The 12,578-nt window shown below is 71.1% G+C and carries 11 protein-coding genes; 2 read left to right on the top strand and 9 right to left on the bottom strand.

The features are described 5' to 3' along the window. The first annotated feature begins 40 nt into the window (after positions 1-40). Positions 41-1,165 (top strand): DUF2827 family protein, encoded by a 1,125-nt coding sequence (locus ACODT0_RS08340; RefSeq protein ID WP_489041048.1) that lies wholly within the window; start codon positions 41-43, stop codon positions 1,163-1,165. On the opposite strand, the gene ACODT0_RS08335 is transcribed toward ACODT0_RS08340, so the two are convergent. The 9 genes from ACODT0_RS08335 to ACODT0_RS08295 all read right to left on the bottom strand — a co-directional run bounded on the left by ACODT0_RS08335 (position 1,162) and on the right by ACODT0_RS08295 (position 11,590). After that, positions 1,162-2,199: an NADP-dependent oxidoreductase gene (locus tag ACODT0_RS08335; protein WP_489041047.1), complete on the bottom strand. Its 1,038-nt coding sequence runs from the start codon at positions 2,197-2,199 to the stop codon at positions 1,162-1,164. The two genes, ACODT0_RS08340 and ACODT0_RS08335, sit on opposite strands and share 4 nt — an antisense overlap. Positions 2,200-2,308: 109 nt before the next feature. Then, on the bottom strand, positions 2,309-2,932 hold the full coding sequence (locus ACODT0_RS08330) for a TetR/AcrR family transcriptional regulator (protein WP_489041046.1): 624 nt from the start codon (positions 2,930-2,932) through the stop codon (positions 2,309-2,311). Positions 2,933-2,985: 53 nt separating this feature from the next. Beyond that, positions 2,986-4,257: an O-antigen ligase family protein gene (locus ACODT0_RS08325; protein ID WP_489041045.1), complete on the bottom strand. Its 1,272-nt coding sequence runs from the start codon at positions 4,255-4,257 to the stop codon at positions 2,986-2,988. Positions 4,258-4,337: 80 nt separating this feature from the next. Then, positions 4,338-5,522 carry an ATP-binding protein gene (locus tag ACODT0_RS08320; RefSeq protein ID WP_261211925.1) on the bottom strand — a complete coding sequence of 395 codons (1,185 nt, stop codon included), beginning with the start codon at positions 5,520-5,522 and terminating at the stop codon, positions 4,338-4,340. 85 nt (positions 5,523-5,607) lie between these two features. After that, positions 5,608-6,330, bottom strand: a complete 723-nt coding sequence (locus tag ACODT0_RS08315) for a response regulator transcription factor (protein WP_057592776.1) — start codon at positions 6,328-6,330, stop codon at positions 5,608-5,610. Between the two features lie 66 nt (positions 6,331-6,396). After that, the gene (locus tag ACODT0_RS08310) at positions 6,397-8,046 is read right to left on the bottom strand and encodes an NAD(P)/FAD-dependent oxidoreductase (RefSeq protein WP_489041044.1); all 1,650 of its coding nucleotides are present in this window, start codon (positions 8,044-8,046) and stop codon (positions 6,397-6,399) included. Between the two features lie 13 nt (positions 8,047-8,059). Beyond that, positions 8,060-8,881 (bottom strand): beta-ketoacyl synthase chain length factor, encoded by an 822-nt coding sequence (locus tag ACODT0_RS08305; protein ID WP_413761785.1) that lies wholly within the window; start codon positions 8,879-8,881, stop codon positions 8,060-8,062. Beyond that, positions 8,878-10,083: a beta-ketoacyl-[acyl-carrier-protein] synthase family protein gene (locus ACODT0_RS08300; RefSeq protein WP_261215284.1), complete on the bottom strand. Its 1,206-nt coding sequence runs from the start codon at positions 10,081-10,083 to the stop codon at positions 8,878-8,880. Before ACODT0_RS08300 ends, ACODT0_RS08305 begins: the two co-directional genes overlap by 4 nt. Before the next feature lie 127 nt (positions 10,084-10,210). Continuing rightward, the gene (locus tag ACODT0_RS08295; RefSeq protein ID WP_489041043.1) at positions 10,211-11,590 is read right to left on the bottom strand and encodes an AmpG family muropeptide MFS transporter; all 1,380 of its coding nucleotides are present in this window, start codon (positions 11,588-11,590) and stop codon (positions 10,211-10,213) included. A gap of 89 nt (positions 11,591-11,679) precedes the next feature. Here ACODT0_RS08295 and ACODT0_RS08290 point away from each other — a divergent pair, with 89 nt between their 5' ends. Continuing rightward, a complete protein-coding gene (locus tag ACODT0_RS08290) occupies positions 11,680-12,534 on the top strand; it encodes a M48 family metallopeptidase (protein ID WP_057592780.1) in 855 nt (284 codons plus the stop codon). Positions 12,535-12,578 lie beyond the last annotated feature (44 nt).

Here is a 12,578-nt window from a genome sequence, read left to right as displayed (position 1 = left end):
CGGCGATAGAAGAAGAGACCGGGGGAGGCCCGGAACGTCCATGAAGATCAACGTCGCGATCACGATGGAGATCCGGGCCGATGCACGGCAATCGATCTGGTTCAACGGCGCCAACCAGCACTGCGTGTACCTCTACATGCTGTTGAAGCGCTTGCCGCTGGTGGGCGAGGTCTGGCTGGTGCACGGCGACGGCGTCGCCGCCTATGCCGAGGGCATGATGCTCGGCGAACTGGCCGGTGCGCTGCGGCCGCTCTCGGCGGTGGTCCACCAGACCGACCTGCTGATCGAGATGAACGCCTTCGTTCATCCGACGCATGTCGAGGCGGTGCGCCGGCGCGGCGGGCATTGCGTGTCGTACCGCTTCGGCAACGACTACGTGGTGGCGGTCGAGACCATCAACTTCCAGGCCAATCCATGGCTGCCGAACCCGCACCGCGTGCAGTTCGACGAGCTCTGGACCAACCCGCAGCACGCCCACACCTGCAAGAGCTACTTCGAGGCCGTGTACCGCGCGCCGGTGCACGTGCTGCCGCACGTGTGGTCGCCGTACTTCCTCGAGCAGAGCCTCGCGGCCCATGCCGAGCTCAAGGCACGCTTCGGCTACCGCAACCAGGGCCGGGCCAAGCGCATCGCCTTCTTCGAGCCGAACCTCAACGTGGTGAAGAGCTCGCTGATCCCGATGCTGGCGGCCAACGAATGCCATGTGCGGCGCCCCGAGCTCGTGCAGCACGTCTACATGACGAACACCTTCGAAAAGAAGGAGAACACGGCCTTCAAGCACATCGCGCTGGGACTGCGGATGGTGCAGGACGGCAAGGCCACGGCCGACCCGCGCGCGCCCTTCGTCGAATGGGCCGCGCACCACACCGACATCGTGGTGTCGCACCAGTGGGAGAACGGCCTCAACTACCTGCTGTACGAGGCGCTCTACGGCAACTATGCGCTGGTGCACAACTCGCCGTTCCTGCGCGAAGTGGGCTACTACTACCCCGAGTTCGAGGTCTTCGAGGCGGCCGCCGCGATCGAGCGCGCGGCCGAGACGCACGATGCGCAGCTGGATGCGCAGGCGCAGGCCAACGCGGCCTTCCTGCGCACGCTCGACCCGGCGCATGCGCCGAACATCGAGGCGCACGACGCGCGCATCCGCGCGCTGTTTTCGAACTAGTTCTCGTCGGCCACGCGCACCACGCGCTTGCCGAAATTGCGCCCCTGCAGCAGGCCGATGAAGCCGGCCGGCGCGTGCTCCAGGCCCTCGACGACGTCTTCCATCGGCCGCACTTCGCCGCGTTCGATCCAGTCGCCCATCTCGCGGCGGAAGGCCTCGAAGCGGTCGCCGTAGTGGTCGAGGATGACGAAGCCCTGCATGCGGATGCGCTTCTGCAGCAGCGAGGCCATCAGCAGTGGCAGGCGGTTCGTCCCCTGGGTTTCGCCGTCGGCGTTGTAGTCGGCGATGTGGCCGCAGACCGGCACGCGCGCGCCGATGTTGAAGAGCGGCAGCACCGCGTCGAACACCGGCCCGCCGACGTTCTCGAAATAGACGTCGATGCCCTTCGGGCAGGCCGCGGCGAGGCGCTCGGCCAGCGCGGGAGCGTGGCGGTCGAGGCAGGCGTCGAAGCCCAGCACCTCGACCGCGTGGCGGCACTTGTCCGCGCCGCCCGCGATGCCGACCACGCGCGCGCCCTTCAGCCGGGCGATCTGCCCGACCATCGCGCCGACCGCGCCGGTGGCCGCGGCCACGACCACGGTCTCGCCGGGCTTCGGTTGGCCGATGTCGAGCAGGCCGACGTGGGCGGTGAAGGCCGGCATGCCGAGCGCGCCGAGCGCGAGCGAGGGGCGCGCCATGTCGCCCAGCGGCATCAGGTCCTGGCCGTCGGACAGCGCGTAGTCCTGCCAGCCGGCATTGCCGAGCACGAGTTCGCCGGCGCGGAACCGCGGGTGCTTCGAGGCCACGACGCGGTTGACCGTGCCGCCCACCATCGGCTGGCCCAGCGGCACCGAGGCCGCGTAGATCGGCGCGACCTCGTCCATCAGCTGGCGCATGTAGGGGTCGAGCGAGAGGTACAGCGTGCGCAGCAGCACCTGGCCCTCGGCGGGCGCGGGCACGGCGCCCTCCTCGAGGCGGAAGTGCGCGGGCGTCGGCAGCCCGCGCGGGCGCGCGGCGAGGACGAGGCGGCGGTTGACGGTGTCGCTTTGGGGCATGGGCAGGGGCTCCTGGGTGGTGGAAGGGCGATGACCTGGCAGGTAATTAGACCGGTCGTCTAGAAGATGGCCGCAAAAAAGGCGGGAGCGACATCGGTCGTCCCGCCTCTCAGCCGACCGGGGTGGGAACGGGGGCCAGACCCAGCGCCTGCCGGGTGCCGGCCATGGTGCGGTCGAGCGGTGCGCGGTCGCGCGCGATCTTCGCGAGCAGGCTGGCGCCGAGCCAGCTCTGGTAGAGCGAGACGGCCTGGGCCTGCGCGGGATTGCCGGCTTCGGCGGCCGGCAGCGAGCCATCGGCGCGGCCGGTCTCGATGCAGCGCGCGAGCCGGTCGGTGATCTGGCGGATGCCGCGGTCCAGCGCCGCGCGCATGGTTTCCGACAAGTCGCAGACCTCGGCGCCGAGCTTCACCACGAGGCAGCGGCTCTGGGCGTCGTCGCCGGTCTGCGAGTCAAGCCAGTCCTGGAAATAGGCGACCAGCTGCTGCGCGCCCGTGCCCGACTCGGCCAGCAGGGCGTCGGTGCGCGCGAGGTAGTCGCTGAAATAGGCCTCGAGCACCGCCTCGCCGAAGGACTCCTTCGAGCCGAAGTAGTGATAGAACGAGCCCTTCGGCACCCTGGCCAGGCTCAGCACCTCGGCCAGCCCGACGGCCGTGAAGCCCTTGCGCAGCAACAGCGGATGCGCCACGTCGAGGATGTGGCGGCGAACGTCGGGAGGCGTGGCGACGGCAGTCATGGCGCCGGACTCTAGCGCCGATTAGACCAGTCGTCTAGTACGAGATTCCGGAGTCAGCCTGGTGCCGCCGCGCGCTTCGAGGCCTCGGATTCGCTGCCGATCCGCCGGCCCGGCCAGAGGTCGCGCCAGGGCTCGGGGTCCTGCCGCTCCTGCGCCAGCCGCAGGTAGACCATCGCGATCCACAGCAGCGCCAGCCCGATCTGGGCATCGCGCAGCGCCGAGTTCACGCAGGAGGCGATCAGCGCGATCAAGGTCGCCGCCAGCGCATAGCGGCCCGCGATGTCGGGCCGCTTCCAGGCCTGCCAGACGGCCGCGACCATGATCGCGAGCAGGCTCAGCAGCCCCGGCAGGCCGCCCTGCGCGCCCATCCAGAGGAAGTCGTTGTGCGGCATGTTCGAGTCGGCGAACAGCGCGGGGCCGCGCTGGTGCCATTGCTCGGTCCAGCCGCCGATGCCCCAGCCGGTGAGCGGCCGGTCGGCGATCATGCGGCCGGTGTCGCGGTACATGAAGTAGCGGATGACCATGCTGCCGTGGAAGATCTCGCCGGCCTGCGCCTTCTCGATCTCCTGGACGCCGAGCTCGACCTTCTGCTGCAGCTGCGGCAGCTGGTAGAGGCCCGCCCCGAGCACCACGGCGCCCACGATCAGCGCCGCCGACAGCGCCTTCAGGTGGCTGCGCCACTGGTGGATGCACACCAGCGGCAGCACCAGCAGCAGCGCCAGCACCGAGGTGCGCGAGGTCAGCGGCAGCGCCACCACCGCCATCAGCAGCAGCACCAGCGCGAAGGCCGGCAGCGCGCGCAGCGGCCGGTGCGCCGCGATCTGCGACAGGCCCCAGACCGCCGCCGTCGACGCCACCACGCTGAACAGCAGCGCATTGCTGATCGACTTGTTGCCGACCTCCATCACCACGCCGCGCAGCGGCCCCCAGATGTGGAAGCCGCCGACCGCGTAGAACACCACCACCAGCAGCAGGTTGAGCGCCGAGATCAGCAGGAAGCCGCGCAGCGCCCACATCGCCTCGTCGCGCGCGAGCGCCATCGCCATCAGCAGCGTGGCCGCGATGCGCAGCCCGTGCACCAGGTTCGAGGGGGTCTCGGGGTAGTGCGGCCGGATGGCCAGCACGATCAGGGTCCAGGCCACATAGGCCACGACCGGCCACCACAGCGGATTGGCGCGCAGCCGCGCGATGCGTTCGCGGCCGCTGCCCGCGACCAGCAGGGCGACCAGCAGCAGCAGGGCCGAGAGGTAGGTGACGCCGACCGGCATGTACACCGCGAGCCCCCAGAACATGGCCGCGGGCCGGACGATGTGCGATCTCTGCATAGGGCGCGGATTCTAGGGGGCCGCCTTCCGGCGCAACCTGACTTCACCCCCGGCGCGCGCGGGGCTTGGGCGCGCGTGCCTCAGCCGCGCGGCAGCCGGATCACGAAGCTCGCGCCGCCGCCGGGCCGGTCCTCGCAGCGCACCGTGCCGCCATGCCGCTCGGTGATCGACTTGACCAGCGCCAGCCCGAGGCCGACGCCGCCGTTGCGCTCGCTCGCGCCCGGCAGCCGGTAGAAGGGCTCGAAGATGCGGTCGCGCAGCGCGGCCGGCACGCCCGGGCCGCGGTCGTTCACGCGCACCGTGGCCTGGCCGTCGGCGCTGCCGAGTTCGACCGAGATCTCGCCGGCGCCGTAGCGGCGCGCGTTCTCGAGCAGGTTGCGGATCGCGCGGCGCAGCAGCCGCGAGACGCCGGGCACGGTCAGCGCCGCGTTGTCGGTGCCCGCCACCAGGTCGAGCTCGGCATCGACGCGCGCGCATTCCTCGGCGGCCAGGCCGGTCAGGTCGACCGCCTCGATGGTGCCCATATCGGCCTCGCTGGCGTCCAGGCGGCTGGCCAGCAGGATCTCGTCGATCAGCTGGTCGAGCTCGGCGATGTTGCGCGAGATCTCGGCGCGCGCCGCGGGGCTCGGCTGGTCGCCCATGAGCTCCAGGCTCATGCGGATGCGGGTCAGCGGCGAGCGCAGCTCGTGCGAGGCATTCGCCAGCAGCGACTTGTGCGAGCGCACCAGCTGTTCGATGCGCACCGCCGATGCATTGAAGCGCTTGGAGAGATCGGCCACTTCGTCCTGCCCTTCCTCGGTGACGCGCACCGACAGATCGCCCTCGCCCCAGCGCTGCACGCCGCGCTGCAGCGTCTCGAGCCGCTTGGTGAGCCGGCGCACGATCGGATAGACGCCGAGCGCCACCGCCACGCCGACCAGCGCGATCATCCAGCCCAGGCCGAAGGGCGTGCGCCAGGGCGCGAAGCCGCTGGTGCCGGTGGCGCGCTCGCGCGGTGCCACGCGCAGCGTGATCGCCTTGCCGTCGCTGAGCGTCACGTCGAACTCCAGCCCCTGGCCCGGCACGCGCAGCGCCTTGCCGGCGCCGATCTGCTTGTCCTGCGCGTCGAGCACCACCACCTCGCGCGGCACCGGCGCGAGTCGCTCGCGCTCGGCCTCGGCCGCCACGCGCACGATCCAGTTGGCCATCAGCGTGAGGATCACCACGCCGCCGACCACCGCGAGCCAGATGCGCACGTAGAGGTGGCGGGAATACAGATTGATCATGGGGAGGTGTGGGGCGCGGCGGCCGGGGTCGGCCGCGTTTTTCGGAGAGGTGCCGCGAGCGGGACGGACATGACCCGCCGGCCGTTCAGTCCTGCTGCTTGGCGAACACGTAGCCCACGCCGCGCACCGTGAGGATGCGCTTCGGATTCTTCGCGTCGACCTCGATCGCCGCGCGGATGCGGCCCATGTGCACGTCGATCGAGCGGTCGAAGGCCTCGAGCTCGCGGCCGCGCACGGCTTCCATGATCTGGTCGCGCGTGAGCACCCGGCCCGCGCGCTCGGCCATCGCGACCAGCAGGTCGAACTGGTAGGAGGTGAGGTCGGCGACCTGGCCGGCCACCGAGACGGTGCGCGCGTTGCGGTCGATCTCGAGCGTGCCGAAGCGCATCATCGACGCGGCCTCGGCCTCGGTGTTGCTCTCGCCGCGGCGGCGCAGCACGGCGCGGATGCGCGCCAGCAGCTCGCGCGGCTCGAAGGGCTTGGGCAGGTAGTCGTCGGCGCCGATCTCCAGGCCGATGATGCGGTCCATCGGGTCGCCCTTGGCGGTCAGCATCAGCACCGACACCTTGGAGATCGCGCCCGGCAGCGCGCGGATGCGGCGGCAGACCTCGAGGCCGTCGGTGTCGGGCAGCATCAGGTCGAGGATGACGAGGTCGGGCGCGTGCTGCTGCAGCAGCTCGAGGCCGCTGGCGCCGTCGCCCGCATGGTTGAAGCCGAAGCCCGACTGGGTGAGGTATTCGCCGACCATCTGCGCCAGGCGCTGGTCGTCTTCGATCATCAGGAGTTGAGGGGTGCTCATGCGCTTCATGGTGGTCCACCGGGAGCAAGCTGGCTTGAACGCTCCGTAAAGTTGCGTAAACCTCGTGCGGCCATGTCAACCGGCCGGCACTGCGAAAAGCATAGCGCCGTCCTCGTGCCGCGCCGCCGAAAGCCGCGGGGCGTCACGGTATTCGGGCAGCGCGAGCAGGGCCTCGAGCGCGACGGCCTCCAGCGCCGGATCGCAGGCGCGCGCCCGCGCGAGGATCTCGCCGGCCAGCCGGCGCAGCTGCGCGGTCGAGGCCCGGATGCGCGCCTTGAAGGCCGCGTCGTCGAGCCGGTCCTTGAGGCTGCGGTTGAGCTCGGCGAACCACGGCATCGAGGCCTGGTCGAGCATCGCCGCGCGGTTGCGCTTGTCGCTCGCGCCCGACCAGGCGCGCAGCAGCGCCTGCACTGCGATGTTGAGGCGCTGGCAGTGCTGCAGTTCGTCGCGCACGCTGCCCAGCAGCGCCAGGTCGGTGAGCCGGCCCTGGAAGAAGATCTGCGACAGCACGCCCCAGTAGTAGGCGTAGTCCCAGATCACCTTCACCGGCAGCACCTCGGGATCGCCGAACAGCGGGTACTGGTCCTGGTAGAGCGCCAGCGTGCTCTCGTAGAACGAGTGGTAGATCTGGTCGTAGAGCTGCGCGCGCGCCTCGATCGAGCGGCCGCGCCGGTCGTGCGCGATCAGGTCGGTGATGTAGGTGTTGCCGATCGCGATGAAGTCGCTGCCCGGCGAATAGAAGGGGTCGAGGAACAGGCCGGCCTCGCCGGTCAGCGCCCAGCGCCGGTCCGAGAACACCTGCTTGCAGCCGTACGAGAAGTGGCGCAGGAACGCGAAGTCCTGCAGCAGGTGGCGCTTGCCGTCGAGCGCCTCGTAAAGCCGCGGCTGGTAGGTCGCGAACCAGTCCATCGCCTTGTCGAAGGTGTCGATGGTGGCCAGCGGATGCAGCTTCTGGTCGGCCACGATGCCCACCGAGTGCGAGCCCGAGGCCAGCGGGATCAGCCACACCCAGTAGCCCGCGCCCACCAGGTGGTTGGTCGACAGCCAGCGCGCCTGCGGGTCGCAGCGCGCGCGCCAGGCCTCGTCCTCGCTCCAGTGGTCGATGGTGATGCGCTCGCCGATGCGGAACCACACGGCGTTCACGTCGTGGTCGTTGGGCTGCGCCAGCCCGAGCTTGCGCTTGAGCAGGCCCGCGCGCCCGCAGGCGTCGATCAGCCAGCGCGCCTCGGTGTCGCGGGTTTCGCCGCCCTGGGTCCATTGCAGCCGGTGGTGGGTGGCGCCGTCCTCGGCCAGCTCGATGCGGCGCACGAAGGCGTCGTCGGCGAAGTGCACGCCGTGGCGCGCGGCCTCCTGCGCGAGGTAGTTCTCGAGGATGCCGCGGTCGATCTGGTAGCTGGGCACCGACAGGTAGCGGCTGGCGCCGATCTCGGTCACGCCGTCGATGTCGCGCCGGCCCTCGCTGAAGAAGAAGCGGAAGCCGAACTTGCGCAACTGCTCGTTCTCGAAGTGCGGCTTCAGGCCCAGCACGGTGTCGAAGTAGTGGGCGCCGATCTCCACCGAGGATTCGCCCACCTTGTGCGCCGCGTGCGGCACCGGGTGCGCGCGGCGCTCGAGCACCAGCACCGAGAGGTCGTCGAAGCGCTGGCGCAACTGCAGCGCCAGCGTGAGCCCCGCCAGACCGCCACCCATGATCACTGCGTCGTAGCGCGGGGCGGTCTGCTTCATGCGGGTTCCTTCGTCAGTGTCCGCCGGGCCGCAGCCGCAGTCTCAGCGAGAGGGTGGGGGACAGCGGCAGCGCGACCTCGGCGCCGGCCGGACCGTCGAGCCGCGCGAGCGCCTCGAACAGGCCGAGCGCCTGCGCCATCGGATTGACCTGTGCGAGCGTCTGCGCCGCCTCGGACGTGGGCGGCGTGCCGGCCGCGCCGTCGCTGGCCAGCGACCAGTCGAGCGCCGCCACCGTGCGGTCGGTGGGCTCGGGCGCCAGCACCAGCGCCAGCGCGAGCTGGCCCTGGCTGCCCGTCACGGCCGCCAGCGGGCCGGTGGCGGGCGCGTCGTAGCCCACCAGCAGCACCGCCTCGCGGTCGGCCGCGCACTGCGCTGCGGCCTCGAGCAGGGCCGCGCCGAAGCTGCTGTCGTAGGCCGAGATCGAATTGCTCGCGGCCATGCAGCCGGTGCCGATGGTCCAGTAGCCCACGGCGGCGTTGTGCACCGAGTTGTGGAAGCGCGTGGGCGACAGCACCGAGGGATCGGTGGCGAGCGTGCTGCACATGTAGTCGTTGATCGACAGGTCGCCGTGCGCCGAGACGAACACGCAGGGCAGGTCGGCCGCCTGCCGGCCCGAGCCCGCGATGGCGGCGGCGGCCACTTCGAGCGCCAGCGCCACGGTGTCGGGCGCGCGGCGGCGCTCGGCCGGGGCCAGCACCTGCGGCGCAGGGCGCTTGGCCGGCGGATCGGCGAGCGCGCCCTCGCCGCGGAAGGCCGCGCGCGCTGCCTCCCAGCCGGGCAGGGTGGGGGCCCAGAAGGCCGGGCCCTCGATGTAGATCGTCGGCGCGGCGCTCATGCCTGCGCCGCCTTGCCGAACACCAGCGCGCAGTTGTTGCCGCCGAAGCCGAAGGAATTGGAGAGCGCGTAGCGCACCTCGCCGTGCGCCGGCGCGAGCCGGATCTGCGGGCCGAAGCCCGGGTCGAGCGCTGCCGAGTTGACCGTGCCCGGCATCAGGCCGCGCTCGATCGCCAGCAGGCTGATCACCGCCTCGACGATGCCCGCGGCGCCCAGCGTGTGGCCCGTGAAGCCCTTGGTCGAGCTCGCATGCGTGCGCGCTGGGAAGCGGCGCGCCACCAGCGCGCCCTCGACCTCGTCGTTCTTCTGGCTCGCGGTGCCGTGCATGTTGATGTAGTCGATCGCCTCGGGCGCGAGGCCGGCGCGCGCCAGCGCCTCGTCGAGCGCGCGCTCGGCGCCCAGGCCCTCGGGATGCGGTGTCGACATGTGGTGCGCGTCGCTGGCCTCGCCGTAGCCCAGCAGCTGCAGCCCCGAGCCGGAAGAAGCGTCGGCGCGCTCGAGCAGCGCGAAGCCCGCGGCCTCGCCCAGGCTGATGCCGTCGCGGTCCGGATCGAAGGGCCGGCACGGCCCGCCCGACACCAGCTCGAGCGAGTTGAAGCCGAACAGCACGCTGCCGCACAGCGTGTCGACGCCGCCGACCACGGCCGCGTCGACCAGGCCCAGGCGGATCAGCCGCTCGGCCGAGGCGAACACCTTGGCGCTCGACGAGCAGGCGGTGGAGATGGTCTCGCTCGGCCCTTCGAGGCCCAGCACTTCCTGCACGAACATCGCGAGCGAATGCGGCGTGTGCACCGCCGGGCGGCGCTGCGCGGGCGGGAAATGGCCGTCGGCGTCGAGCTGGGTGTAGGCCAGCTCGGTCTCGCCGATGCTCGAGGTCGAGGTGCCGAGGATCAGTGCGATGCGCGCCGCGCCATGGCGCCGGCGCGCCGCGGCCACGGCCTCGAGGAAGCCGTCGGCCGAAAGGCCGAGCCAGGCCAGCCGGTTGTTGCGGCAGTCCCAGTGCGCGAAGGCTTCGGGCAGGCGGATCTCTTCGAGGCCGTCGACGCGGCCGATCCAGGTCGGCAGCGGCGCGGGGCCGAAGTCGTTGGCGCGCAGGCCGCTGCGCGAATGTTCGAGCGCTTCGGCAAGCGGCTCCTTGCCGACGCCGACGGCCGAGGTGGCCGTGTAGGCGCTGATCTGGAGGGGAGGAATGCGGGCGGGCACGGTGTGGACGTGGCTGGGCGGTGACGCGGTTGGAGGAGTAGTTCTAGTGGTCGGGGCTGGGGGAAGCAGCGCAAAGCCTACCAGTTGCGGGGGTGGGGCCGTGTCGGCGGTTTCCTATGGGGCCGGGTCAGGATTTCCCGCTGTCCGGGCGCGCGGCCAGCGTGCGCGAGGCCAGCGCCACCAGCACCAGCACCGGCACGCCGAGCAGGGCGGTGGCATAGAAGAAGGTGCTGTAGCCGTAGGCGTCGACGAACACGCCCGAGTAGCCGGCGATGAACTTCGGCAGCAGCAGCATCAGCGAGCTGAACAGCGCGTACTGCGTGGCCGAGTAGCTGATGTTGGTGAGGCTCGAGAGGTAGGCGATGAAGGCCGCCGAGGCGATGCCGCCCGCGAGGTTGTCGGCCGAGACCACGGCGATCAGGGCCGTCAGGTCGTGGCCGCGCGAGGCCAGCCAGGCGAACAGCAGGTTGCTCGCCGCGCTGAGCACCGCGCCCAGCATCAGCACCCGCATCACGCCCAGGCGCATCGACAGCACGCCGCCGACGAAGGCGCCCACCAGCGTCATGACCACGCCGTAGATCTTGCTGACCGTGGCCACCTCGTCCTTGGTGAAGCCCATGTCGACGTAGAAGGGGTTGGCCATGATGCCCATCACCACGTCGCTGATGCGGTAGATCGCGATCAGCGAGAGGATCAGCACCGCCTGCCACTTGTAGCGGCGGATGAAGTCGGCGAAGGGCTCGACCAGCACGTCGCGCAGCCATTCGGCGGCATTGCGCGGCGCCGACAGCGAGCGCTTCGCGGGCTCGGGCGACAGCAGCACCGTGAGCACGCCCACGAGCATGGAGCTGGCCATCACGAGGTAGGCCGTCTTCCAGGCGCCGTTCTGGTAGGCCGCGCCGGCCGCCGCGCCCACCGCCGGCGCGGCCGGCGCGACCTCGGCCCAGGCCGCCACCCACAGCACGCCGGCCCCGGCCCAGATCATCGCGAGCCGGTAGCCGGTCTGGTAGGCCGCGGCCAGCGCCGCCTGCTTGCGGGTTTCGGCCGACTCGATGCGGAAGGCGTCGAGCGCGATGTCCTGCGTGGCCGAGCCGAAGGCCACCAGCAGCGCGCACCAGACCATCGGCACGAGGCCCTGGCGCGGATCGTTGACCGCCATGCCGACCAGCCCCGCGATCACCATGCCCTGCGCCAGCAGCAGCCAGCCGCGCCGGCGTCCGAGCAGCGTGGTCAGCGGCGGCAGCGGCAGCCGGTCGACCAGCGGCGCCCACACCCATTTGAAGCCGTAGGCCAGGCCGACCCAGCTCAGGTAGCCGATGGTGGCGCGGTCGATGCCGGCCTCGCGCAGCCGGAAGCTCAGCGTGCCCAGCACCAGCAGCAGCGGCAGCCCGGCCGAGAAGCCCAGCGCCAGCATGCGCAAGGTGGCGGGTTCGAGGTAGACCTTCAGGGCGTCGCGCCAGGGCGGCGAACCGGCGGCGGTGGATTCGGCGGGCGGGACGGAAGACATGTGGGAGCGATTGTCCATGAGTGCCGCGCCGGTCGGCCGCCGGGTCATCCACCAAGGCGTCTTCATTTGTTCCTATCATCCGGCCCCATATGTGCACACGCTGCGATCGCTCCGCCCCGGTCCTCTCCCATGCCTCGGCCTGGCAGCCGCGGCGCGCCTTCCTGCTGGCCGCGGCCGGCGCGGCATTGAGCGGGCCGGCGCTGGCGCAGGTCGACGTCGGCAATGCCTCGGTGGCGCGCAACCTGGTGCCGGCCGACCGCATCGAGGCCGCGGGCGGCCAGCAGTACGGCGAGCTGCTGGAGCAGGCGCGCGCCAAGAACGCGCTCGCGGGCGACGGCAATCCGCAGCTGCAGCGGCTGCGCGCCATCGCCAACCGGCTGATCCCCTTCGCCACGCCCTGGAACAGCCGTGCGCGGCAATGGAAGTGGGAGGTCAACCTGATCGGCAGCAAGCAGATCAACGCCTTTTGCCTGCCGGGCGGCAAGATCGCCTTCTTCACCGGCATCCTCGACCAGCTCAAGCTCACCGACGACGAGGTCGCGATGGTGATGGGCCACGAGATGGCCCATGCGCTGCGCGAGCATGCGCGCGCCCGCATGGCCAAGAGCGCGGGCACCGGCGCCGCGCTCTCGATCGGTGCGCAGCTGCTCGGCCTGGGGCAGGTCGGCGACCTCGCGGCGCGCGCGGGCACCCAACTGCTCACGCTCAAGTTCAGCCGCGGCGACGAGACCGAGGCCGACCTCGTCGGCCTGGAGCTCGCGGCGCGCGCCGGCTACGACCCGAAGGCCTCGGTCTCGCTGTGGAACAAGATGGCCACGGCCTCGAAGAACCAGGGCGGGCTGAGCTTCCTCTCGACGCACCCGAGCGGGCCGGACCGGATCGCCAAGCTGCAGGCGAATTTGCCGAAGGTGGAGAACCTGTACCGGGACGCCAAGAAGAGCTGAGCGCCCTGTCTTCCTCCTTCCCCCCTCTGGGGGAAGGCCGGGAT

The organism is Variovorax sp. FG153 (genome assembly GCF_057809595.1).
Note: the sequence above shows the minus strand (reverse complement) of the source record. Positions and strands in the feature narration are given on the sequence as shown.